Origin of the sequence: Citrobacter sp. MGH100, assembly GCF_001034465.1 — a bacterium.
Taxonomy (GTDB): Bacteria; Pseudomonadota; Gammaproteobacteria; order Enterobacterales; family Enterobacteriaceae; genus Citrobacter; species Citrobacter youngae.
The window spans coordinates 668946-691373 of record NZ_KQ089800.1 but is presented as its reverse complement, the minus strand read 5'-3'; the positions used below and the strand labels follow the sequence as shown (position 1 = coordinate 691373).

Sequence of the window (22428 nt, the reverse complement as noted above, 5' to 3'; positions counted from 1 at the left end):
ACAAAACCATACAAACATAGCAATCAGATTACTCTTTATTTTATTTAATAGCAATATATCGAAAAGTGGGCCCTTATCAGAAAACCAATAAAATATTAGTAAAATCATTGAAACGCATACTCTTAACGCATTGCAGTCTTCAGCAACATCATAAGGACCTTAAACTCATACTCCGGAGTTTAAAACTTTCTCACCATGACTTTATACAGGACAGTTCAAGCGTCCCTTCCGGATAGCCGTCACGCAGCAGGAATGAACGAAGCTCGGCCTCTACTGCGGCGCGTATTTCAGGAGTATCCGGGTTCAGGTCAATGGTGTAGTTGACCGTTTTTGGCGTCCCCTTAAATACATAGAGGTCTGAACCCGCTACGGGTGCCAACGGTTCAATATGTGCCTGAGCCGCAGCAACTGTTGCATCATCAAGAATCGGGTTAATCAGGTCGCTACTGGCTATCATAACGCCAACCGTTCCCGTCCCCATCCAGTGCCGGTAAGTCCACGCGCGTGTTACGCCGGGTACTTCTTTTGCCCAGACAACATAATCTCCGTCAGCGCCGCCTTGCGGGGTCCAGTAGTAGCGTTCCAGGACACGGGCACGCCAGACATCAAGGTCTTCAATATCAAAACCGCCAGCGATCGTATCGGCCATGCCGCCGGAAGGAAGTCCGTTAACCGGCGTAACCAGTGAGAGCGCCTCACCATCATCCATATTTCCGGTCATACCTGTCATGCTGCAGACAACGGGTACACGAAGCACGCCACCGGCACTCGTTGCGTCTGCCTGAGCGATGTACTGGACGAGGTCGTCACGCTGAATTACCGATCCTGCACTCACCTTGAGCCCGTTCGTTACGCCATCCCAGCGCATAAAACCTGATGCGGACACGGCCTCTTTTCTCGGGCAGCGTTTCATCGCCGCATGCCGATAAAGCCATGACTCATCGCACAGGTCAGGCAGCATATTCATCGCCAGATAATCGATATAGCCATAAACCGTGTGCAGCGCCCCCGCATAAACCCTGGCCCTGACATCTTCATCCATGCGACGAAGTTCATCATTGATGTCAAGGCGTGCAAAAAGGTCGGCGCGGATCATACTGATGTTTTCGGCCAGCGTTGGCCGCTGAAATTCACTGTCCGCCATTGGTGATCACACTCCACAGGTCGTTAAAAGAAATCGTTACCGGACCATCCCGGCACCAGAGGACGATCGTATTCCCCAGATCATTAATACCGGTTCGCTGGATATCAATGTCGATACGAGATACCACACCGTCATCCTGCATCCACTGAAGAGCTTCACGCAGATAGTTACGCACGGTATTCACCAGGGCATTAGTGAGCTTGCTCCGCTGGAGTAGCCACAATTTCGAACCATAACGGTCGTTCGCGACAACCGGCCAGGTATCACCCCACCACCCCATCGGTACATCAGCGTTATCATCAGGATCGGCGCGACGGTGAGTGAATAAAGAAATCACTACAGCGCGGGTGAGCGGGTCAAGCTGAGAACTGGCGCTAACCTGTTTTCCGTTTACCGTAAGCCAGAGTTCCATCACGCCTCCATTTTCGTATCAGGCACATCAGTGGTGTTGCCGTTCTCTTTATGCTTGTGCCCGTTGTAGGCAACACGCATCGCCGACATTGTCTGGCCAGAAGTATCACAGAGGTCTTTGATCTGGCCGGTAACGTCCAGATCCATTTCAAAACGGGCTTTTGGCGCATTTTTGAACGTAATCACCTTACCACCACCATCAACAACAATCCCGGCGCGTGTCAGCGTGGCTGACTGCCCCTGGTCATCGTAGATGAAGGTTCCATAGATGAAAGCCTCCGGACGTTTGACCGCCAGCGCCAGACGTTCTTCACAGCGGATCGAAATCATGTTTTTCTCGAAGTCGTCGGCGTTCTCTGTGGAGATGACCACGTTCGCATCTTCACGGTCGAAGATCTGCGCTCCAGCGTTGAACGCGCCTGTCAGGAATTTACCCTGGAAGGCAGCAGCTTCAGTGGCAACAACCGGCAGTCCCCAAAGTGTCGGTCCCGTCAGTGCCGCAGGGTTCGCCAGGATATAACGACCCAGGCTGTCTTTAGTCAGTTCAATCTTCGCCCAGTCAATGAAGTGCAGAACGTGACCGGAAGCCGGGAAGCGGGCCAGTTGCGCCTGCAGCATCGCAAGGCGCAGATCATCAATACCGTTCTGCTGTGCAACAGCAAACGCCGCAGCGAAAGCTGAGGCCTGAGGAACGATGCCATCAAGGTGAGCACCAGTGCCAGGCGAACCGAGAAAAAGCGTTTATGTCGAGGGTGTTTAGGTGGGCATATGAGCGTGGCAAAGTGAAGATGAATCCATGCCAGGGTGTGAAGCAATTTAAGGAGCAGGCGCGCACCCGTTACGTCACGGACAAAGAATATGAAGCACTATTTAGCGTTTCGTCAGTACCGGTGAAGATTGCCATGGAGTTAGCCTATTTATGCTGCGCACGTCAAGGTGACATTCTGGATCTTAAAAAGAGTCAGATACTTGATGAAGGTATTCTAATTCAGCAAAGCAAGACAGCCGTGAGCCAGATTAAGGCTTGGACTGTGCGCCTATCAAATGCGATCACCCTAGCAGATTCCCTTCCGTTAAACAGCGGCATGGTGAGCCTGTACGTGCTCCACCAGCAGTCAGGTTCTCGTTACACCCGAGATGCATTTAATGCTCAGTGGATGAAAGCGAAAAAGTTAGCCGCTGAAAAATTTCCTGAGCTCGAATTTAACTTCACGTTCCATGATCTGAAAGCTAAGGGGATATCTGATCTGGAAGGAACACTGCATGAGAAACAGGAAATATCAGGCCACAAAAATGTTTCGCAGACTGCAAGATATAACCGCAAAATATCTGTTGTTCCGGTCGTTGGGGGGCAGTAATGCCCTCTTTTTATGGCGAAGCTGAATGGCGAAACAATGGTGAACCTGAAGTATAAAAACAAAAAAACCACCCGTAGGTGGTTTCACGACACTGCTTATTGCTTTGATTATTCTGTTCTTTCCCATGGTACCCGGAGTGGGACTTGAACCCACACAGCGCGAACGCCGAGGGATTTTAAATCCCTTGTGTCTACCGATTCCACCATCCGGGCTCGGGAAGAAATTGGAGGCGCGTTCCGGAGTCGAACCGGACTAGACGGATTTGCAATCCGCTACATAACCGCTTTGCTAACGCGCCGAAATCTTCTGGCTTTACAGCCAAACATCCGCAAATGCCGATGTTTTAAATTTGGAGCGGGAAACGAGACTCGAACTCGCGACCCCGACCTTGGCAAGGTCGTGCTCTACCAACTGAGCTATTCCCGCATCACCAAGTAACTTTGTTAATCACTTGATTTTGTTATCGTCTGGCAATCAGTGCCGCCGTTCGATGCGTTGCATTCTACTTACCTGACGCAATGAGTCAACGATATTTTTCACCACTTACGATCGTTTGCTGAAATTTGCGGCGAAACGATCACTGATCAAGCAAATCTCCCCGTGCAGCGCTCAAATACTGGAACATTGACCATAAAGTCAGAATCGCGGCGACAAAGAAAAGTGCAATCCCGGCATACTCTACCCAGATATTGGGGCGCCACAGCAGCCATGCCAGCGCCGCCATTTGCGATGTCGTTTTGACTTTACCGATCCACGACACCGCCACGCTGCTACGCTTGCCAAGTTCTGCCATCCATTCACGCAGCGCTGAAATGATAATTTCACGCGCGATCATCGTGGCGGCAGGCAATGTCACCCACCAGCTGTGGTAGTGCTCCGTCACCAGCACCATCGCAATAGCCACCAGGACTTTATCTGCCACCGGATCGAGGAACGCCCCGAAACGTGTGCTTTGGTTCCAGCGGCGCGCCAGAAAACCGTCAAACCAGTCGGTAACGGCTGCGATACAGAAAATCAGCGCACAAACGAAGGGAGCCCAGGTGAATGGCAGATAAAACGCCAATACAAAGAATGGGATCAGAATGACGCGAAACAGCGTGAGCAATGTAGGGATATTAAATTGCATATGACGGATAACTATCTGTTGTCAGTGAAATTACCCCTATGTTGCTACAGAGGGCTTAATGTTTCAACGAGTAGAAGATCTTTTCTGCCAGAGCTTGCGAAATACCCGGCACTTTTGCAATTTCTTCGACACTGGCGTTACGAAGCCCTTGCAAACCCCCCATATATTTCAACAACATTTGTCGGCGCTTAGGGCCAACGCCTTCGATGGTTTCCAGCGTGCTGGTGCTTTTTACCTTCGCACGTTTTTTACGGTGTCCGCTGATGGCGTGATCGTGAGACTCATCGCGGATATGCTGAATAACGTGCAACGCAGGGGAGTCCGGCGGCAGGCTAAACCCCTCACCTTCCGGTTCGAAGAACAGGGTTTCCAGGCCAGCTTTGCGATCTGCCCCTTTTGCCACACCCAGTAACAGAGGATGCTGTTTATCCCAGGGCACGTCCAGTTCGGCAAAAACAGCTTTCGCCTGCCCTAGCTGGCCTTTACCACCGTCGATCAAAATAACATCCGGGATCTTACTTTCTTCTATTGCCTTACCGTAACGCCGACGCAGTACCTGGTTCATCGCCGCGTAATCATCACCCGGCGTAATACCCGTAATGTTATAGCGACGATACTCTGCGCGCAGCGGCCCGTTAGCGTCAAAAACCACGCAGGAGGCAACGGTCTGCTCGCCCATCGTGTGGCTAATGTCAAAACATTCCATGCGTTTCACCGCAGGCAGTTTCAGCACGGATGCCAGCGCCGTCAGACGTTGGGTAATAGTGGACTGCTGGGAAAGTTTGGTGGTTAACGCCGTAGCCGCATTGGTACGCGCCAGCTTCAAATATCGGGCGCGATCGCCTCGCGGTTTCGTCTGGACGTTAATCTTCCGCCCGGCCAGTTCAGACAAAGAGTCAGCCAACAGCGTCTTATCGCTAAGATTAAAATCAAGCAGGATCTCCCCGGGCAAGGTACGCACCTGGCTACCCTGTAAATAGAACTGCCCAACGAAGGTTTCAACTACCTCGCCCAGCTCCGTTCCCCCTGGTACTTTAGGAAAATAGCTGCGACTGCCTAACACTTTACCCTGACGAATGAACAAGACGTGTACACAGGCCATTCCGGCATCAAATGCCACGCCGATAACATCCAGATCGTCGCCAGTATTGGAAACAAACTGTTTTTCAGTGACACGGCGAACCGCCTGAATTTGGTCGCGGATGCGTGCGGCCTCTTCAAACTCAAGGTTCTGGCTGGCCTTCTCCATCCGGGTTATCAGTTGCGTTAACACCTGATCGTCTTTGCCGGATAAAAACAGCCGTACATAGTCGACCTGCTGTGCGTACTCTTCTTCACTCACCAGACCGGCGACGCATGGCCCAAGGCAGCGGCCAATCTGATATTGCAAACACGGGCGTGAACGGTTGCGATAAACGCTATTTTCACACTGACGTATTGGGAAAATTTTCTGCAATAGCGCCAGCGTCTCGCGGACGGCATAACCGTTAGGAAACGGTCCAAAGTATTCACCTTTAGCATGCTTGGCGCCGCGATGCGTCGCCAGACGCGGATGGGTATCGCAACTGAGGAAAATAAAGGGATAGGATTTATCATCGCGCAGCAATACGTTATAGCGCGGCTGGTACAGCTTGATGTAATTGTGCTCAAGCAATAATGCTTCAGTTTCGGTGTGCGTCACCGTGACATCAATCTGCTGAATTTGTGCCACCAGCGCTTCGGTTTTACGCGACGCGAGATTGCTGCGGAAATAGCTGGAGAGCCGTTTTTTCAGGTCTTTCGCTTTACCGACATAGATAACCGTCCCGGCGGTATCGTACATACGATAGACGCCAGGCTGGCTGGTCACGGTTTTCAGAAACGCTTTAGCATCGAACTGTTCGGTCACAGGCTTGTTAATGTCTCCGCATTACACAGGCCATGGCGAATTGCCAGGTGAGTCAGCTCCACATCGCCATGAATGTTTAATTTACTGAACATTCGATAGCGGTAGCTGTTCACTGTTTTGGGACTAAGATTCAGTTGTTCTGAGATCTCATTGACCTTCTGGCCTTTGGTGATCATCAGCATAATCTGCAACTCGCGTTCAGACAAACTGGCAAACGGGGTTTCCGTTTTCTCTGGCTCAATCTGGCTAAGCGCCATTTGTTGCGCAATATCGGAAGCAATGTAGCGCTGCCCGGAAAAAACCGAACGAATCGCGCTCACGACTTCCTGAGGGGCGGCCCCCTTGCTGAGATAGCCCGCGGCTCCCGCCTGCATAACTTTTGCCGGCAATGGGTTTTCGGTATGAACAGTCAACATGATCACTTTAATGTCAGCCGAGGAACGCGCAATTTTGCGGGTTGCCTCCAGACCGCCAATACCGGGCATATTCATGTCCATCAGCACAACGTCGACGGCGTTAGTGCGGCACCATTTGACCGCATCTTCGCCGCAGCACGCCTCGCCGACAACTTTAATGCCTTTTATATCTTCCAGAATGCGTCGTATCCCTGCGCGCACCAGTTCGTGGTCATCAACAAGAAAAACGTTGATCAAAGGAATATCTCCAGAATAGGGATAACGCTACCGATAGTTAATCGGTCCTATGTTAACGGGTTTTATCTCAACTTTGAAATCTAAAAAACACCCGACTTTCGATTTTGCTCTCGTTTTTGGAAATTAGATTGTACGAACCGTGGAAACTTTCACGGTTGAAGGCTGTTTGCCCGCGTTTATATCTGCATAGCTGTTTCAGAATAGTGACAAAAAATTCATATTCTTACGCTGAATGCTAAATAGGAAGGTAAGCTTGTAACAATAATTAACGAGTAAAATACTCGGAATAAACAATGAATGGAGAAAATATATGCACTGCAACATCTTGTTTATTTTAATCTCATTGGGTTTTGTTTGTGCAAAAAACAACCTCAGATATTTTTAGCCGAGCTTATGGTATACTCCGCCGCCTTGACGTTTGCCATCGCACTTTTTCATTGAAACATAACGAGGAAAATAAATGAGTACGCCTGATTTTTCCACTGCTGAGAATAATCAAGAACTGGCTAATGAAGTCACCTGCCTGAAGGCCATGTTAACGCTGATGCTGCAGGCTATGGGACAAGCCGATGCAGGACGCGTGATTCTTAAAATGGAAAAACAGATCGCGCAGATTGAGGACGAAACACAGGCCGCGGTATTTACCAGCACTGTTAAACAAATTAAACAGGCCTATCGTCAGTGATAAGAAACCGGCTGACAGCGATGCTCTCAGCCGGTTTTGCGTCTGACACTCAGAACGACATTTTATTCAGATAAGCCCCGTTGCAGCGGCATAACAAGCAATCTGTGTTTTGTTTGGCGCGTTAAACTTCTTCTGCATATTCTTCTGATGAAAGTTAACGGTATTTTCAGAGATCGACAAAATCATTGCTATCTCGGAAGAGGTTTTCCCCTCAGCGGTCCATTTCAGAATCTCTTTTTCGCGCTTGCTAAAACGCATCTCCGGCGCCATGACCATGTCATCTTCCAGCCGCATAAGTACTGACAGACTTTCTCGTACCAACAGTTGCATCCTGAGCTCGACTTCATCCTGGGCATAGCGGCCATTACGCACACTTGCGCGTGAAACGGACAAAAAGCCTAGCGCCCGATTTGGCAACATTAAGCATTGCGTCATCCCCTTGCGCAGACCGTGATTACGCGCGGCGTCCCACAGCGGTTGTGCGTCACGGAACAAGGCGTCATCCCACGGTAAGTGGCCCTGACTGAAGTTTTCGGGTTTCAGTACCGGATCGATAGCGAAATAATTTTCTGATTGGTAGTGTGCGACCCATGCTTTGGGATACGTCGTATGAAGTACCGTTTTAGGTCGGGTAAAGGGTACGGGATGCCGGACACAGAGCGCATAAAAGTCGAACTCTAAGTGCTGCGTCTGAAGTTGTAATTCGTTATAGACATCCTCTGCCGCCGCCATTTCCTGAAAGCGTAACAGCATGCTCCGTCGCCAGGTGAAGAAATCATGATCCTGCATACTAGGTGGTAATGCCCCTGAGATTGATAATCATCCAAATGTACGAAACAAGCTAACACATAAATGTATTTTATATATGCAAATTATCGGACAAATAAGAAATTACTTGAGTGTAATGTAACAGCCCACAATGCTGGCAGGATGAAGCAATAATAATAAAGCAGTAATTATAAATAGTTATGCAACAAGCACTCACCAAAAAAACTATTTCGATGAGTGCTCTCTGACCTTTTATTGCATCAGGAATTTTTCAAGAAACTGACGGGTTCGCGGTTGCTGCGGATGCGTGAATAATGATTTTGCAGGCCCCTGCTCCACTATCTTGCCCTGATCCATAAATATCGCCCGGTCAGCAACGTCACGCGCAAAACTCATTTCGTGCGTCACAATGACCATGGTGCGTTTTTCCTGCGCCAGTTGACGAATAGTATTAAGCACTTCGCCAACCAGTTCCGGGTCAAGCGCGGAGGTCGGTTCATCAAAAAGAATAACTTCCGGACGCATAGCCAGCGCCCGGGCAATAGTGACACGCTGCTGCTGACCGCCGGATAACCGCCGTGGATAGCTGCTCTCTTTACCCGCAAGCCCAACCTTTGCCAGAAGTTCACGCGCGCGCGCTGTCGCTTCCGCCTTCGGTTCGCCCTTCACAATTACCGGACCTTCAATAATGTTTTCCAGTACTGTGCGATGTGGAAATAAATTAAAGTTCTGGAACACAAACCCCACATGCTGGCGCAACTGGCGAATCTGTCCTTTCTGCTGGCTTAAGGAACGCGCGGTATCAATGGTAATATCACCAACCTTGATGGTGCCCGCCTCCGGTTGTTCCAGCAAATTTATACTGCGCAGCAGCGTGGTTTTACCTGAACCGCTCGGCCCGATAATCGCCACGACTTCACCAGGCTTAACGTCCAGATCAATGCCGTGCAGTACCGTTTGCCCGTGAAATTTTTTCACCAGGTTTCTGACTTCAATAGTACTCATTTCGGATCTCTCTCCTGGCGGTTGAGCTGTTCTTCAAAATAGTTCTGCAGCGCAGAAAGCACCGTCGCCATGACCCAGTAAATCAGCGAGGCCGCCAGATACATGGTAAACACTTCCAGCGTGCGTGAAGTAATCAGCTGCGCCTGGCGGAACAGTTCCGGTACCTGGATGGTCGCGGCCAGTGATGTGTCTTTCACCAGACTGATAAAGCTGTTGCTCAGCGGTGGAAGCGCAACCCGCGCAGCCTGCGGCAGGATCGCCCTGCGCATCGTCTGCCACGGTGTCATACCGATACTCGCCCCGGCTTCCCACTGACCTTTATCAATGGAGGAGATGGCCGCACGCAGCGTTTCTGCCGCATAGGCCGCGGTATTCAGCGACAGACCGATCATAGCTGCCGGGATCGGGTCCAGCTCAATACCAAACTGCGGCAGACCGTAGTAGATCATAAACAGTTGGGCAATTAACGGCGTACCGCGAAAGACCGAGATATAAAAGCGCGCCAGCCAGCGCACAGGCAACAGTGACGATAAACGCATTAGCGCCAGGATGAACCCCAGCACCAGGCCAAAAAACATCCCGCCGATACTCAGTTGGAGCGTAAATACCGCCCCTTTCAGCAGATACGGCAGCGAATCAATGACCAGTTGGATACTTTCTTGCATTAGTGTTTTTCTACCTGGTTGTCATACATGTGGATGGTAGGCAAACAATGCAGGTGCCCCACCGGTATGAATAAAGAGGATTGGCCCTTCATCTTTAAAGCGTTTCTGGCTGATACCGTCAATCAGGCCTGCCATCGCTTTACCGGTATACACCGGATCCAACAAAATGCCCTCCAGACGTGCCAACAGTTTTACCGCCTCCATGCCTTCTTCATTTGGCGTACCGTAACCCGGCGCAAAGTAATCATCCCACAGTAAAATATCTGCCGCCGAAGTCAGCTCCAGCTCACTGGCAATAGCCTGCTGCAACGCAACGACTTTTGGTTTTTGGTCAGCAACGCTGCGCGAAACGGTGACACCGATAAGCTCAACGTTCGGCATCAATTGTTCCAGCCCTACCGCCAACCCGGCGTGCGTTCCTGCACTGCCCGACGCCACCACGACGGATGACAGTTCTACGGCACCTTCACACTGCTGAGCAATTTCCAGCGCGCTTTCGACATAACCCAATGCACCCAACGCGTTAGAACCGCCAACCGGGATCACATACGGGCGGAACCCCTGCGCTTCAACCCGCGTCGCCAGTTCCTGAAGCTGCGCATTCGGATCGGTCAGCGCATCACACATCTCAATCTGTGTATTAAACAGATCCAGCAGCAGACGGTTACCGTTACTGAGATAATTTTCCGCAGTCGTGCCTATTGGATTTTCTAACAGCGCCACACAGTGAAGCCCCAGCTTCGCCGCGACCGCCGCCGTCTGACGCACGTGGTTCGACTGGATAGCCCCTGCGGTGATCAATGTGTCTGCGCCTTCACGCAGCGCGTCCGCCGCCAGAAACTCCAGTTTGCGCAGTTTATTGCCGCCCATCGCCATCGGCGTGACGTCATCGCGTTTAATAAAAATATCGCGGCCGAGATAATCAGAGAAACGCGGGAGATATTCGAGCGGCGTGGGCGCGCCAATAAATTCCAGACGGGGAAAGCGCGTTAAGTTATGCAGTGGCATAGAGCCTCCGGTGTTTACTCATCATCTTGTGGGCAACAAGCAGCCCAAAAGCCTGAGAGTAGAAGTTGTTGTGATGTTCTTTTTATTATGCACGTTCAGGCGCAATGGAATAAAAAAAGGCGCTGTTAAAGGCGCCTTTTTTATCCGGATGATGATTATTTCGTCACATCCGCTCCAAACCATTTTTCGGACAGGGCTTTCAGCGTGCCGTCTTTTTGCATATCGGCAATGGCTGCATCCACGGCTTTCAGCAGATCTTCATTGCCTTTACGCAGCGCCACACCAGATTCCTGGCGGGAGAAAGCTTCACCAGTCACGGCCAGTGTGTCTTTGGTTTTCTTCACCAGATCCAACGCTGCCAGACGGTCAACCAGAATGGCATCGATACGGCCTACGCGCAGATCCTGATATTTGGTCGGATCATCATCATAGGTACGAATATCTACGCCCTGCACGTTCTGACGCAGCCACTCTTCATAGTTGGTTCCCAGACCAACGCCGACTTTTTTACCTTTCAGATCGGCAGCAGTCTTAATAACGCCTTCGTTACCTTTCTTCACCAGCGCCTGGATACCAGAAACCGTATACGGGGTAGAGAAATCGTATTTTTTCTTCCGTTCGTCAGAGATGGTTACCTGGTTTATCACCACATCGATACGTTTGGAATCTAACGACGCCAGCATGCCGTCCCATTTGGTCGGCTTGAGCGAGGCTTTCACACCCAGATGTTTAGCCAGCTCCTCGGCAAATTCCACTTCAAAACCGGTCAGTTTGCCATCGTCGCCCTGGAAACTAAACGGGGGATAAGTCCCTTCAAGCCCCACCAGCAGCGTGCCGCGCTCTTTCACTTTATTTAACAGACCTTCGTCCGCAAATGTTTTTGCGCTCATACCCGCGACAAGTGCAACAGCCATTACACCCATCAGCGCCTGACGTCCCAGAAGTGCTAATTTCATAGTTACCCCGAATATTGTCATTAGTGACCATCATTTATGACCGAAGTGTAGAACGTTCGCCGTAATTCACAAACACGACTCTGTTACACCTTATTCGTTTTTAATATATATCAGAACTGGCTGTCCAGGCGGATTTCTGCATATGCCCCATATGTGTATGTGCTTTAAACTGCTCATACTTACGTAGCGCAATGCGGTAGTTATTGGTGCTGGTTTCTGGCAGCCACGGGGCGAGGTTTTCGTCGAGGAACCCTTCCTGCAGCAGGTCATGAGAAATTTTTTGTTCAGTCAGATGATTGCCGAGACGACGCAGGCGAACAACATATTCGCGCACCGTACCGTGGCTCATTTCGGTTTGCTCAAACAAAAATTGTTTAAAGCCGATGATGTCAAAGAAGTCGCTTTGCTCTTTGCAATGCAAATCACCGCAGAAACGGCATAACGCCACCCACTCTTTTTTCTCTTGCGCCCATTCAGCATCATCAAGCAGCGTGTCCAGGCGGGAGATGGCTATCTTATTCACAATCTGCCCGCGACGAACCAGCGTGATCCTGTCAAGCAACTTAAAGCAATGGGCGCAATGCGTCTGGCTGTGTTTGAAATCTTTGAGGTAGCGGCTTAGTGGCCGTCTTTTTGATTGCTGCACCGTCATGAGAACTCCTGGTAGTCAATACGTTATGCGGCATTGTTCAGGGGCAAAGATTACCCCTTATAGCTTACCCAGCTTGGTGCGTAGACGTTTGATAGCCTGGCTGTGCAACTGACTGACCCGTGATTCGCCCACTTCCAGAACAGCACCAATCTCTTTCAGATTCAGCTCTTCCTGATAGTACAGCGTCAATACCAGCTTCTCGCGCTCCGGCAATGCATCAATCGCATCCATCACGCGCTGACGGAGGTTCCCCTCAAGAAGCTGTTGTAACGGGTTTTCTTGCTGATGTTCTTCTGTCACCAGCTCAATACTATCGCCATGCTCTTCCCGCCACTCGTCGTAGGAGAAGAGTTGGCTATTATTGGTATCAAGCAACATCTGACGATACTCTTGTACAGGGATCCCCAGACGCTCCGCCACTTCAGTTTCCGTCGCGTTACGCCCTAATTCCTGCTCCAGTTGCCCCATCGCCTGTGCCACTTCGCGGGCATTGCGCCGAACGCTACGCGGCACCCAGTCCCGGCTGCGTAGTTCATCCAGCATAGCCCCACGAATACGCTGCACTGCGTAAGTGGTAAATGCCGTTCCTTGCAAAGCGTCATATCGGTCAACTGCATTCAATAACCCGATGCCGCCCGCTTGTAGCAGGTCATCCAGTTCCACGCTCGCCGGCAAGCGCACCTGAAGGCGCAATGCTTCGTGACGCACCAACGGTACATAACGCTGCCACAGCGAGTGTTTATCCATTACACCTTCAGCGGTATACAGTGAATTCACGATAAACAGCCCTGCGTTAAATGAGTTATCGGCATGATTATCCGTTTCTGCAGGGGTTTTAATCGGGTGAATAGTGGGTGAAATGGGGGGTTATTTGGGGGTTACGGGTAAAGCGGAATGTAAAAAACCCCGCCGGAGCGGGGTTTGCGCGATAAGTGTAAATTAACGCAGCAGAGACAGGACGTTCTGCGTGGTCTGGTTGGCCTGCGCCAGAACAGAAGTACCCGCCTGTTGTAGAATGTTTGCACGAGACATGTTGGACACTTCGGTCGCGTAGTCAGCATCTTCGATACGGCTACGGGCTTCAGACAGGTTGTTGACTGTGTTACCCAGGTTGGTGATGGTAGAGTTGAAACGGTTCTGTACCGCACCCAGGTCGGAACGCAGGTCAGCAACCTGAGCCAGCGCCGCGTCGATTTTCGCCAGCGGGCTGTCGGTTTTCTTGGCTGCCACTTCGTTCAGCGCTGCACCTGATTTGAAATCGTGACCTTTAACGCTGGAGGCCAGGTACTGTTTGCCGTCAACAGTTGCTACTTCAGTTTTGCCGTTTACACCGCCGAATTGGACAGCGGCTTTCTGAGAAGCGCCAGCAGCATCGGTGTACTCAACTGTTTTAGCAGTAATCGTTTTAGTTTTCTCATCATATTCAGCAGCGTAGTATTTGCCGTTGTTTTCCAGTGCATAGCCGCCATCAATCACTTTACCGTTTTTGTCTTCAAAAGACATTTTCACCAGCTTGGTGTTAGTACCATCCGCGCCAGTAACCCCGGCCTTGACAAGGTCTTTTGCAGCGTTTGTGGTGTCAGGTACAGTTGCAGCAGTGGCCTCTTCCTGGACGTTACCGACGGTTTTAGTCTCACCCAGAGTTACTGTAGGTTCTTTTGTGGTGGAAATTGTAACCGCACCACCCGCACTTACAGTTGCCTGATACAATCCATCTTTATTGGTACCAGTAACATTCACATAATAGCTACCGTCTTTAAAACGAACATCTGCAGTACCAGTACCGGTTGAAGTTAATGCTGTGTTGATCGCTGTGGAATCAGGTACCGTAATAGCCTGTGTACCATCTTTATATGTAGCAGCAGTACCAACTGCGGTTGGTTTAGTGGTATAAGCATCCTGCACGCTCAGGCTATCCAGACCCAGCGTTTTGGAGTTGATTTCTTTCAGGTTGATATCGATGGTTTCGCCATCGTTAGCACCAACCTGGATGGTCAGGGTGTTGTCTTTCGCCAGTACTTTCACGCCGTTGAACTGGGTCTGACCGGATACGCGGTCGATTTCGTTCAGACGCTGAGTGATTTCAGCCTGGATGGAGTCGAGGTCAGACTGGGAGTTGGTACCAGTAGAAGACTGAACCGCCAGCTCACGAACACGCTGCAGGTTGTTGTTGATTTCAGACAGAGAACCTTCAGTAGTCTGCGCGATGGAGATACCATCGTTGGCGTTACGGGACGCCTGAGTCAGACCTTTGATGTTAGAGGTGAAACGGTTTGCAATCGCCTGACCTGCAGCATCGTCTTTCGCGCTGTTGATACGCAGACCGGAAGACAGACGCTCGATAGCGGAGCTCAGAGAAGACTGAGATTTGTTCAGGTTATTCTGGGTCAACAGCGACAGGCTGTTTGTATTGATGACTTGTGCCATGATCTTTTCCTTATCAATTACAACTTGATGTTATTGGGCTGTTGCCCACGGTTTCTGACCGTAACCCATGTATCGGCACCTTAAATTCGAACTTTAGAAAATTTTTACTTTCCGCCCATTTTTTTCTTAGCCCCGGAAATACCCGCTTTAATTACCACTATTCCGCGCATTATTTTTGCAAAACTATTATTAAACTTTGCGCGCAGATTGCCGATATAGCGGTTAACTACTGTTTGCAATCACAAGGAATTAGGCATGCCTTCATTTACATCACTGGGCGTTGGCTCGAACTTACCACTGGACACATTGCTGACAAACTTAACCACTGCTGAGAAAAAGCGCTTAACGCCCATTACCCAGCAGCAGAGCGCTAACACCTCGCGTCTGACCGCGTACGGTACGCTGAAAAGTGCATTAGAAAAATTTCAAACGGCGAATACCGCACTGAACAATGCCGACCTGTTTAAAAGCACCACGGCAACCAGCAGCACAGAAGACTTAAAGGTCAGTACAACCGCCGGTGCTGCTCCCGGTAAATATACCGTCAGCGTGTCCAAACTGGCACAAGCACAGTCGCTATCAACCACGTCCAAAATTACCTCTACCAAAGAACAGTTGGGCGATACCAGTGTTGATGAACGCACCATAACGATTTCACAACCGGGTCGTAAAGAACCCCTGGAAATCAAGTTAGGCAAAGGCGAAACCTCTCTGGAGGATATTCGTGACGCCATTAACGATGCGGACAGCGGTATTTCGGCAAGTCTGGTAAAGGTTAAGGAAGACGATTATCAGTTAGTGTTAACCGCGGAAAGCGGCACTGAAAGCGAAATGACCATCTCAGTCTCGAATGATTCGAAACTGAGCGATTTACTGTCCTATGACAGCAAAGCGGGCAGCGGCAAAATGAAGCAACTGGTCGGTGCGCAAAATGCGCAACTGACCGTCAACGGCATTGATATTGAACGTCAAAGCAATACCGTAACTGACGCACCGCAGGGCATCACGCTGCAACTGACCAAAGAAGTCAAAGATGCCTCTATCACGGTAACAAAAAGTGATGAAAAGGCCACAACGGCAATTAAAGCCTGGGTGGAAGCCTATAACTCACTGGTCGATACCTTTGGTACGCTGACTAAATATAAAGAAGTTGAACCGGGTGAAGCGGCCAGTGCAGATAACGGCGCATTACTGGGCGACAGTGTTCTCCGTACCATTCAAAACGGTATTCGTGCGCCATTTGCTAACAGCGGCAGCGAGTCCCCGTTTAAAACCATGTCTGAGATTGGCATTACTCAGGATGGCGGCACTGGCAAGTTAAAAATTGATGAAGAAAAACTGGCTAAGGCACTGAAAGATAACACAGCAGCGACCCGTGAACTGTTGGTGGGTGACGGCAAAGAAACCGGTATTACCACCAAGATTGCCACCGAAGTAAAAAGCTATCTGGCCGATGACGGTATTATCGACAATGCGCAAGACAATATTAACGCCAACCTGAAACTGCTGACTAAGCAGTATCTGACCGTGAGTAACAGCATTGATGAAGTCGTGGCTCGCTATAAAGCACAGTTTACCCAACTCGATTCCATGATGAGTAAGCTGAACAGCACCAGTACCTATCTGGGCCAACAATTTTCAGCGATGAATAATTCCTGATAACACGAGGTAAGCATGTATACCGCGAGCGGTACCAAAGCCTATGCACAGGTCAGCGTGGAAAGCGCCGTGATGAGCGCCAACCCGCATCAGTTGATCGAAATGTTGTTTGATGGCGCACATAGCGCCCTGGTGCGCGCTCGTCTGTTTATGCAGCAAGGCGATATCGTTGCCAAAGGTGAGGCATTAAGCAAGGCAATCAATATCATCGATAATGGTCTGAAGGCGGGCCTGGACCACGAAAAAGGAGGAGAGATCGCCACCCATCTTTCTTCGTTGTACGACTATATGGTTCGCCGTTTATTGCACGCAAATCTGAATAATGATTGTCAGGCGATTGAAGAAGTCGAAGGGTTGCTCGGAAACATCGCGGATGCCTGGAAACAGATCTCACCAAACGCGTCGTCCCAGGAGTCCCGTTAATGACCTCAGCCGTGGAGTTTATCAACCGTTGGCAGCGCATTGCGCTGCTCAGTCACTCGCTGCTGGAACTGGCGCAGCGAGGTGAATGGGACCTTTTACTGGAACAGGAAGTTAGCTATCTGCAAAGTATTGAAGTGGTCATGGAAGAACAAACTCCATCTGGCATCACGCGAAGCGTTCAGGATTTGATTGCCGGGTATATTAAACAGACGCTGGATAACGAACAGTTGCTCAAAGCATTACTACAGCAGCGTCTGGATGAACTCAGCACGCTGATCGGTCAGTCAACCCGCCAGAAGACGCTAAATAACGCCTACGGTCGGCTTTCCGGTATGTTACTGGTTCCGGATGCGCCAACTGCCCCACAATAATTTCCCGCTTCGTCTGAATAATCTTCCATACTCCAGAGGTCGGCCAAACGGCTTCTGGAGCACGGAAGATGAAAAACCCCACCTTATTGCAGTACTTCCACTGGTATTACCCTGATGGCGGCCAGCTCTGGTCGGAACTCGCCGCACGCGCGGACGGACTTAATGATATCGGCATCAATATGATATGGCTGCCTCCTGCCTATAAAGGTGCGTCCGGCGGATACTCCGTTGGCTATGACACCTACGATCTGTTTGATTTAGGCGAATTCGACCAGAAAGGCACTATTGCCACCAAATACGGCGATAAAAATCAGTTACTGGCGGCAATCGACGCGTTAAAGCACAACGATATCGCGGTACTGCTGGATGTGGTGGTCAACCACAAAATGGGGGCCGACGAGAAAGAACACATTCAGGTTCAGCGCGTAAACGCCGATGACCGCACGCAGATTGACGATGAGATTGTCGAATGCGAGGCCTGGACGCGGTACACCTTCCCTGCCCGTGCGGGTCAGTACTCTCAATTCATTTGGGACTACAAATGCTTTAGCGGCATCGATCATATTGAAAATCCCACCGAGGACGGCATTTTTAAAATTGTTAATGATTATACCGGCGAAGGCTGGAACGATCAGGTCGATGACGAACTGGGCAACTTTGACTATCTGATGGGCGAAAATATCGATTTTCGCAATCATGCCGTAACCGAAGAGCTCAAATACTGGGCACGCTGGGTGATGGATCAAACCCATTGCGATGGTTTTCGCCTGGATGCCGTCAAACATATCCCGGCATGGTTCTATAAAGAGTGGATCGAGCACGTCCAGGAGGTGGCACCCAGGCCGCTGTTTATCGTCGCGGAATACTGGTCCCATGATGTCGATAAACTGCAAACCTATATTAACCAGGTCGAGGGGAAAACCATGCTGTTTGATGCCCCTTTGCAAATGAAGTTTCACGAAGCGTCCCGCCAGGGTCGCGATTATGACATGAGCCAAATTTTCACCGATACGCTGGTGGAGGTCGATCCCTTTCATGCGGTGACGCTGGTTGCGAACCATGACACCCAGCCGTTACAGGCGCTGGAAGCCCCCGTCGAGGCGTGGTTTAAGCCGCTGGCCTACGCGCTGATCCTGCTGCGCGAAAACGGTGTGCCGTCGGTGTTCTACCCCGATCTTTACGGGGCACATTACGAAGACACTGGCGACGATGGCGAAACTTATCCTATCGACATGCCCATCATCGAACAGCTTGATGAACTGATCCTCGCACGTCAGCGCTTCGCTCACGGCGTACAGACGCTCTTTTTCGATCATCCTAACTGTATCGCCTTTAGCCGCAGCGGAACGGACGACGATCCCGGCTGCGTGGTTGTTCTGTCTAACGGCGATGACGGAGGAAAGACCATCAATCTCGGCGCGAATTACGGCAATAAAACCTGGCGTGATTATCTGGGAAATCGCGAGGAAAGCGTGGTCACCGATGAAAACGGCGAAGCAACGTTTTATTGTAACGGCGGGAGCGTCAGCGTGTGGGTCATTGAAGAAGTGATTTAAAACTCAACCCCGGTGGCCATTGACTACCGGGGCGTACGGCTTATGGCAGTGGCGTAGGCAACGGCGTTTTCTTTAACGCATCGGCGCACTCCTGCGTCGGGCGATCAACCCGCTGCAGCGTCATACCGTCATATTCCAGCGTATTGCCGTCACGCTCAATCTCATACAGCTCGCGTTTCACCGTCACGTTGGTGAGATCGCCAGAGAGCATCGTTAGCTTGCCCGGCAGCGCGATCACTCGCTGCCACTGACGGCAATCCAACGTATCCCCCTCTTTTGTGACAATCAGACTGGCGATCGCTTCCGGACTCACCAGCGCGCGCTGCGGACCTTTTGACTGCCAGTATCCTGCCAGACCGGCAGGAGCTGGTGTTTTCACCACGTCATTATAATTTTGTACCTCGGCGCAGCCAGCAAGCACCAACAATGCACCAACGATTGCTAATTTTTTCATCATTCATCCTGCATGCGAAGAAAAGGGGATTGTGGCATTAAAGCCCTGATGTCGCCAGCCTTTCGGCAGCCCGGAGAAAGATTGATCCAGACGGTGTTACCTCTTATTACTCATAGTCAAAAATTCTGATCGGTGTAATATCCACGCTTCTTGTTACATACCTTCTGAGTTCAGAGGCAAAACGCATGTCATGGCAACACTTCAAACAGGCCTGGTTAATTAAATTTTGGGCCCCTGCCCCTGCGGTTATCGCAGCGGGTATTCTCTCCACTTACTATTTCGGCATTACGGGAACCTTCTGGGCCGTTACCGGCGAATTTACCCGCTGGGGTGGGCAAATCCTGCAACTGTTTGGCGTGCACGCCGAAGAGTGGGGATACTATAAACTGATCCACCTCGAAGGCTCGCCCCTGACCCGTATCGACGGGATGATGATCCTCGGTATGTTCGGCGGCTGTTTCGCTGCCGCGCTGTGGGCCAACAACGTCAAATTACGCATGCCGCGCAGTCGGATCCGCATTCTGCAGGCGGTGGTCGGCGGGATGATCGCCGGTTTCGGCGCCCGTCTGGCAATGGGCTGTAACCTGGCCGCGTTTTTTACCGGCATTCCACAGTTCTCGCTGCATGCCTGGTTCTTCGCGCTGGCGACGGCAATGGGCTCATGGTTTGGCGCCCGCTTTACCCTGCTGCCGATGTTTCGTATTCCGGTCAAAATGCAGAAAGTGTCCGCCGCCTCCCCGCTGACGCAAAAGCCGGAACAAGCGCGTCGTCGTTTCCGCCTCGGTATGCTGGTATTTATCGGCATGATCGGTTGGGCACTACTGACCGCAATGGACAAGCCGAAGCTGGGTCTGGCCATGTTGTTTGGCGTTGGGTTCGGCCTGCTGATTGAACGGGCGCAAATCTGCTTTACCTCGGCCTTCCGCGATTTGTGGATTTCCGGGCGCACCCATATGGCAAAAGCCATCATCTTCGGCATGGCGGTGAGCGCCATTGGTATCTTTAGCTATGTGCAACTGGGCGTTGAGCCGAAGATTATGTGGGCCGGTCCAAATGCGGTGATCGGCGGCTTACTGTTTGGTTTCGGTATCGTGCTGGCAGGCGGGTGTGAGACTGGCTGGATGTACCGTGCGGTTGAGGGCCAGGTACATTACTGGTGGGTGGGACTGGGTAACGTTATCGGTTCGACCATTCTGGCTTACTACTGGGATGACTTTGCCCCTGCCCTGGCCACTCGTTGGGATAAAGTGAATCTGCTCGACACCTTTGGGCCGCTCGGCGGGCTACTGGTGACTTATCTGCTGTTGTTTATCGCGTTGATGCTCATCATCGGTTGGGAAAAGCGTTTCTTCCGCCGCGCCGGGCTGACGCCTGCTAAGGAATCCGCATGAAAAATATCGTCCCTGATTATCGCCTCGACATGGTCGGTGAACCGTGTCCTTACCCGGCTGTTGCCACGCTGGAAGCCATGCCGCAGTTGAAGAAAGGTGAAATTCTGGAAGTGGTCAGCGATTGCCCGCAGTCAATCAACAATATTCCGCTGGATGCGCGTAACCATGGGTATACGGTGCTGGATATTCAGCAGGATGGGCCAACTATTCGCTATCTGATTCAAAAATAACCCAGCGCTCCCACAGCGATACGCTGCGGGAGCGTCAATATGAGTCGTTGTTGCCGCAACGCTTTTTCTCTCGCCTTTTATACAACAACAATGCACTGGCAGCCTAAAATCAATGACACTATAGTTACCATAATCTGTATAATGCCAGCCTCTACCCAATGTGCACCTTTGTTTACTCCAGCCCACACCATTCATGAATCATCCTGTAGACATATGGACACAACATTGACCTGCATTAATTTATAAATTTTTGTTAAATCACAAAGGTTCACTAAAATAAGGAAGCCTGATGCGTAAGTCTACCCTCATAGGGGCCGTAATCATTACTGCTCTATGGTTGGTCACAGCGATAAGCCTGTATAGTTATAATCATGGTTCACCGTCTGACAAAAGTCACTGGAATCAAAGATGGGAAAACGCCGAGGCATCAGCTCATTTTTTCAACACATTAAAACGCTATGATACCCTTCCATTCAACCAACATTATTTTGCTATATCCCGCCCATGTGTTGATTTAGTTAACCCATGCACAGTTACAGATAACCCATCAATACCAGGCTCAGCAGTTCTGCCCTCTCCGAGAATAAATAACGAAGCCATATATATATCCTTCCCACCCGGTTCAATGGTAGTTGCCTATGGTGTAATAAAAATGGCCTCACTGATATCGGGGATACCGATATCCTGGGAGATGTTGCAATGGGTCAATATGTTATTTTGGATTATTTCGATTATTCTTATTTACTTTGCCATCTCAACAATAACCAGAACATCAAAACATAGTGAGATAATTTCCTTCCTGTCCGTCATTCCGATGTTATTTGCCGTTGAACCGATGCACTCTCATCAACTATCAATGTGGGCACATCAAACATTCCAGATTTTTGCAGCCGCCGCATTTCTGATAGTGGCTATGGGCATAAACCGCAGGACGGTGATTGCACTTGGCATCATATCAGCCCTTGCATGCTGGATTGAGTGGACCGCATACCTGATGTGTATCGCATTATTCGTCGTTGTTCTTATTCATGACTTCAAGCTAAAATCCGGATATAAAAATACAATCATTTACACTCTGATAGCAATTTCAGGTGGTTTGACACTGCTTTGGTATTATTCGTTCATGGTTGGACTTGGGCCATACTTTAACGAATTATCCAGTCGGGCAAGCATCCGGGGAATGGAGAAAACATATATTGGCTGGAGTGAATGGTGGCTATCTGTATATCAGGCATATGGTCCATGGTTAATTTCCTCGATTCTTTTGGCATTCGCCTCATTATTTATCAAGAAAAGCAATAGTTTTAGCAAAGATCAATACATTAAAATTTCCATTTTAATCGCAATCATTTGCTTTATGCTGATAGAAAATATTGCCATGTTTGAACACGCGGCGACATACACATTTGACAGGATTAAAATTGGATTTCTTATTACTTTTCTTATTGCCTTGTCCGCAATGAGAATAGAAAAAATCGGAAAAGTCGCATTTCTTCTTATTGCTATCATTTGTGTCATTACATCCGTGTACAGTATCAGTCAATATATTGATTTTTATCCCAGATACTGGAGATAAAAAATGCGGCCGATAATAAGGC

Annotated in this window: 23 protein-coding genes, 3 tRNA genes and 3 pseudogenes; 11 read left to right on the top strand and 18 right to left on the bottom strand. The window is 50.1% G+C overall.

What is annotated here, in order from left to right; genetic code table 11:
• Positions 1-202: 202 nt before the first annotated feature.
• The 3 genes and pseudogenes from SK32_RS03255 to SK32_RS26580 form a co-directional block, all read right to left on the bottom strand.
• Positions 203-1144: pseudogene (locus SK32_RS03255) on the bottom strand (baseplate J/gp47 family protein); the annotation flags it as partial.
• Positions 1131-1556, bottom strand: coding sequence for a phage GP46 family protein (locus SK32_RS03250; RefSeq protein WP_048211326.1), 426 nt, complete (start codon positions 1554-1556; stop codon positions 1131-1133). The gene SK32_RS03250 and the pseudogene SK32_RS03255, both read right to left, overlap by 14 nt.
• On the bottom strand, positions 1556-2251 hold the full coding sequence (locus SK32_RS26580) for a phage major capsid protein (RefSeq protein WP_326924490.1): 696 nt from the start codon (positions 2249-2251) through the stop codon (positions 1556-1558). Before SK32_RS26580 ends, SK32_RS03250 begins: the two co-directional genes overlap by 1 nt.
• Before the next feature lie 23 nt (positions 2252-2274).
• Between SK32_RS26580 and SK32_RS03240 the strand changes: the two are divergent.
• A pseudogene (locus SK32_RS03240) lies at positions 2275-2913 on the top strand (tyrosine-type recombinase/integrase); the annotation flags it as partial.
• Positions 2914-3038: 125 nt separating this feature from the next.
• Here the strand turns inward: SK32_RS03240 and SK32_RS03235 are convergent.
• From SK32_RS03235 to uvrY, 6 genes are all read right to left on the bottom strand, one after another.
• A tRNA-Leu gene (locus SK32_RS03235) sits at positions 3039-3125 on the bottom strand.
• 12 nt (positions 3126-3137) lie between these two features.
• A tRNA-Cys gene (locus SK32_RS03230) sits at positions 3138-3211 on the bottom strand.
• Between the two features lie 52 nt (positions 3212-3263).
• Positions 3264-3339, bottom strand: a tRNA-Gly gene (locus tag SK32_RS03225).
• A gap of 151 nt (positions 3340-3490) precedes the next feature.
• Entirely contained in the window at positions 3491-4039 is a 549-nt protein-coding gene (gene pgsA / locus SK32_RS03220; RefSeq protein WP_003030490.1) for a CDP-diacylglycerol--glycerol-3-phosphate 3-phosphatidyltransferase, read from the bottom strand.
• 55 nt (positions 4040-4094) lie between these two features.
• Entirely contained in the window at positions 4095-5927 is a 1833-nt protein-coding gene (gene uvrC / locus SK32_RS03215; protein WP_048211325.1) for an excinuclease ABC subunit UvrC, read from the bottom strand.
• Positions 5924-6580: a UvrY/SirA/GacA family response regulator transcription factor gene (gene uvrY, locus SK32_RS03210; protein ID WP_048211324.1), complete on the bottom strand. Its 657-nt coding sequence runs from the start codon at positions 6578-6580 to the stop codon at positions 5924-5926. Before uvrY ends, uvrC begins: the two co-directional genes overlap by 4 nt.
• A gap of 297 nt (positions 6581-6877) precedes the next feature.
• Between uvrY and SK32_RS26665 the strand changes: the two are divergent.
• From SK32_RS26665 to SK32_RS03205, 3 genes and pseudogenes are all read left to right on the top strand, one after another.
• A pseudogene (locus SK32_RS26665) lies at positions 6878-6979 on the top strand (hypothetical protein); the annotation flags it as partial.
• Positions 6931-7044 (top strand): hypothetical protein, encoded by a 114-nt coding sequence (locus SK32_RS25900; protein ID WP_101743137.1) that lies wholly within the window; start codon positions 6931-6933, stop codon positions 7042-7044. The pseudogene SK32_RS26665 and the gene SK32_RS25900, both read left to right, overlap by 49 nt.
• Positions 7041-7265, top strand: a complete 225-nt coding sequence (locus tag SK32_RS03205; protein WP_048211323.1) for a DUF2594 family protein — start codon at positions 7041-7043, stop codon at positions 7263-7265. Before SK32_RS25900 ends, SK32_RS03205 begins: the two co-directional genes overlap by 4 nt.
• Positions 7266-7331: 66 nt before the next feature.
• Here the strand turns inward: SK32_RS03205 and sdiA are convergent, their stop codons facing one another.
• From sdiA to SK32_RS03165, 8 genes are all read right to left on the bottom strand, one after another.
• A complete protein-coding gene (sdiA, locus tag SK32_RS03200; protein WP_048211322.1) occupies positions 7332-8054 on the bottom strand; it encodes a quorum-sensing transcriptional regulator SdiA in 723 nt (240 codons plus the stop codon).
• A 231-nt stretch (positions 8055-8285) separates the two neighbouring features.
• Positions 8286-9038 (bottom strand): L-cystine ABC transporter ATP-binding protein TcyN, encoded by a 753-nt coding sequence (gene tcyN / locus SK32_RS03195; RefSeq protein WP_048211321.1) that lies wholly within the window; start codon positions 9036-9038, stop codon positions 8286-8288.
• On the bottom strand, positions 9035-9703 hold the full coding sequence (gene tcyL, locus SK32_RS03190; RefSeq protein ID WP_048211320.1) for a cystine ABC transporter permease: 669 nt from the start codon (positions 9701-9703) through the stop codon (positions 9035-9037). Before tcyL ends, tcyN begins: the two co-directional genes overlap by 4 nt.
• A 21-nt stretch (positions 9704-9724) precedes the next feature.
• A complete protein-coding gene (dcyD, locus tag SK32_RS03185) occupies positions 9725-10711 on the bottom strand; it encodes a D-cysteine desulfhydrase (RefSeq protein WP_048211319.1) in 987 nt (328 codons plus the stop codon).
• Positions 10712-10866: 155 nt separating this feature from the next.
• Positions 10867-11667, bottom strand: coding sequence for a cystine ABC transporter substrate-binding protein (gene tcyJ, locus SK32_RS03180; protein WP_005127738.1), 801 nt, complete (start codon positions 11665-11667; stop codon positions 10867-10869).
• 100 nt (positions 11668-11767) lie between these two features.
• A complete protein-coding gene (gene fliZ / locus SK32_RS03175) occupies positions 11768-12319 on the bottom strand; it encodes a flagella biosynthesis regulatory protein FliZ (RefSeq protein WP_040232441.1) in 552 nt (183 codons plus the stop codon).
• Positions 12320-12376: 57 nt separating this feature from the next.
• A complete protein-coding gene (gene fliA / locus SK32_RS03170; RefSeq protein WP_005127740.1) occupies positions 12377-13096 on the bottom strand; it encodes an RNA polymerase sigma factor FliA in 720 nt (239 codons plus the stop codon).
• Between the two features lie 162 nt (positions 13097-13258).
• Positions 13259-14746, bottom strand: a complete 1488-nt coding sequence (locus SK32_RS03165; RefSeq protein ID WP_048211318.1) for a FliC/FljB family flagellin — start codon at positions 14744-14746, stop codon at positions 13259-13261.
• Between the two features lie 255 nt (positions 14747-15001).
• Here SK32_RS03165 and fliD point away from each other — a divergent pair, with 255 nt between their 5' ends.
• The 4 genes from fliD (at position 15002) to amyA (ending at position 18755) form a co-directional block, all read left to right on the top strand.
• The gene (gene fliD, locus SK32_RS03160; protein WP_048211317.1) at positions 15002-16405 is read left to right on the top strand and encodes a flagellar filament capping protein FliD; all 1404 of its coding nucleotides are present in this window, start codon (positions 15002-15004) and stop codon (positions 16403-16405) included.
• Between the two features lie 15 nt (positions 16406-16420).
• Complete coding sequence (gene fliS, locus SK32_RS03155) at positions 16421-16828, top strand: flagellar export chaperone FliS (RefSeq protein WP_005127744.1); 408 nt, start codon at positions 16421-16423, stop codon at positions 16826-16828.
• Positions 16828-17199 (top strand): flagella biosynthesis regulatory protein FliT, encoded by a 372-nt coding sequence (fliT, locus tag SK32_RS03150; protein WP_048211316.1) that lies wholly within the window; start codon positions 16828-16830, stop codon positions 17197-17199. The genes fliS and fliT overlap by 1 nt, the downstream gene beginning before the upstream one ends.
• A gap of 68 nt (positions 17200-17267) precedes the next feature.
• Positions 17268-18755 (top strand): alpha-amylase, encoded by a 1488-nt coding sequence (gene amyA / locus SK32_RS03145; protein WP_048211315.1) that lies wholly within the window; start codon positions 17268-17270, stop codon positions 18753-18755.
• A 40-nt stretch (positions 18756-18795) separates the two neighbouring features.
• On the opposite strand, the gene yedD is transcribed toward amyA, so the two are convergent.
• Entirely contained in the window at positions 18796-19209 is a 414-nt protein-coding gene (gene yedD, locus SK32_RS03140) for a lipoprotein YedD (RefSeq protein ID WP_048211314.1), read from the bottom strand.
• A gap of 164 nt (positions 19210-19373) precedes the next feature.
• Between yedD and yedE the strand changes: the two genes are divergently transcribed.
• The 3 genes from yedE to SK32_RS03125 all read left to right on the top strand — a co-directional run bounded on the left by yedE (position 19374) and on the right by SK32_RS03125 (position 22406).
• Positions 19374-20600 carry a selenium metabolism membrane protein YedE/FdhT gene (gene yedE / locus SK32_RS03135; protein ID WP_255524723.1) on the top strand — a complete coding sequence of 409 codons (1227 nt, stop codon included), beginning with the start codon at positions 19374-19376 and terminating at the stop codon, positions 20598-20600.
• A complete protein-coding gene (gene yedF, locus SK32_RS03130; RefSeq protein ID WP_000790504.1) occupies positions 20597-20830 on the top strand; it encodes a sulfurtransferase-like selenium metabolism protein YedF in 234 nt (77 codons plus the stop codon). Before yedE ends, yedF begins: the two co-directional genes overlap by 4 nt.
• A 289-nt stretch (positions 20831-21119) precedes the next feature.
• Positions 21120-22406, top strand: a complete 1287-nt coding sequence (locus SK32_RS03125) for a hypothetical protein (RefSeq protein ID WP_048211313.1) — start codon at positions 21120-21122, stop codon at positions 22404-22406.
• The last annotated feature ends 22 nt before the right edge of the window (positions 22407-22428 follow it).